The sequence below is a fragment of the Candidatus Thermoplasmatota archaeon genome (genome assembly GCA_030018475.1).
In the GTDB taxonomy this organism is placed as follows: Archaea; Thermoplasmatota; JASEFT01; order JASEFT01; family JASEFT01; genus JASEFT01.
Genome location: JASEFT010000008.1, coordinates 8100 through 9398, shown reverse-complemented (window position 1 = coordinate 9398; position 1299 = coordinate 8100). Strand labels below are relative to the sequence as shown.

The window sequence follows — 1299 nt, the reverse complement described above, 5'->3', positions numbered from 1 at the left end:
GGGAACGGTATGTAGACCGCGCCCCTCTTACCAAGACCGAGATCAAACTCGTTAGGGATTCTATCTTTGAGCCTACATGCATTTGCACATTCGCCGCAGCCTACACATCTATTCTCGTCGATATAACGTGGTCTCTTTCTGACTTTAACTTTGAAATTACCAATATAGCCCTGGACATCAACGAGCTCAGCATAAGTTATTAGCTCTATATTCTCATTCCTTGCAACTTCTACCATTTTAGGTGTGAGTATGCAAGCAGAGCAGTCTAAAGTGGGGAATGTTTTATCTAGCTGCGCCATTCTGCCACCTATCGAAGGGGAGCTTTCAACAAGATAAACTTTAAAGCCAGCATCTGCAATATCTAGCGAAGTTTGTATTCCTGCAATACCTCCTCCGACAACAAGCGCTTTAGGAATAATATTAACTTCTCTTGTACTTAAAGGCTCTAAATATATTGATTTATACACAGCGCTTCTCACTAGTGCCATAGCTTTCTCAGTAGCTTCTTTTATGTCTTGATGAACCCAAGAGCAGTGCTCTCTAATATTAGCCATTTCAAAACAATATTGATTTAAGCCTGCTGCTTTGCATGCATTTCTAAAAGTAGCTTCATGCATGCGTGGCGAGCAAGATGCAACTATTACTTTATCGAGTTTCAGCTCTTTAATATCCTCTTTTATCAGCTCCTGACCAGGCTCAGAGCACATATATTTGTAATATCTAGTGATAGCTACATGTGGCAGAGAATTAACATACTCAGCAACTTTAGGCACGTCTACGGTCTTTGCAATGTTTATACCGCATTCGCAAACATACACGCCTATTCTCATTTTTCTTTTCCCCTGAAGAGCTTTTCTTTTTCTTTCTTAAAGAAAAAGAAAAGGGCTTCTTTCATGTTAGCATCGCTCCGATTTGGGCAAGTATCTGTACGCTCTTGAAATGCTGCATTGAGACAGCGCCTGAAGGGCAAGCGGCAGAACAAGCGCCGCAACCCTTGCATAATATATCGTTTACAGTCATGATTTTCTCTTGTTCGTCATACTTCAAAGCTGAATAACTACAAAGCCCTTCGCATATTCTGCAGCCGCTACATCTGTCTTTATCTATTACTCCATAAAGTGGCTCCACTTCTACCTTACCTTGCGCAAGTGGAATGCCTGCCTTTATTGCAGCACCAGAAGCTTGCGCTACACTATCTGGTATATCTTTTGGCGACTGACAGCAGCCTGCAAGAAAGATACCATCTGTGAACGTATCTAAAGGTCTTAGTTTGGGATGCGCTTCTAATAAGAAACCGTC

General features: G+C 41.8%; 2 protein-coding genes. Both read right to left on the bottom strand.

Annotation, left to right across the window (positions count from 1 at the left end):
* Nucleotides 1–830: FAD-dependent oxidoreductase (locus QMD21_02235; protein ID MDI6855590.1), on the bottom strand; the 830-nt coding region annotated here is incomplete at its 3' end.
* A 61-nt stretch (nt 831–891) separates the two neighbouring features.
* On the bottom strand, nt 892–1299 hold a 408-nt coding region (locus QMD21_02230), incomplete at its 5' end, for a 4Fe-4S dicluster domain-containing protein (protein MDI6855589.1).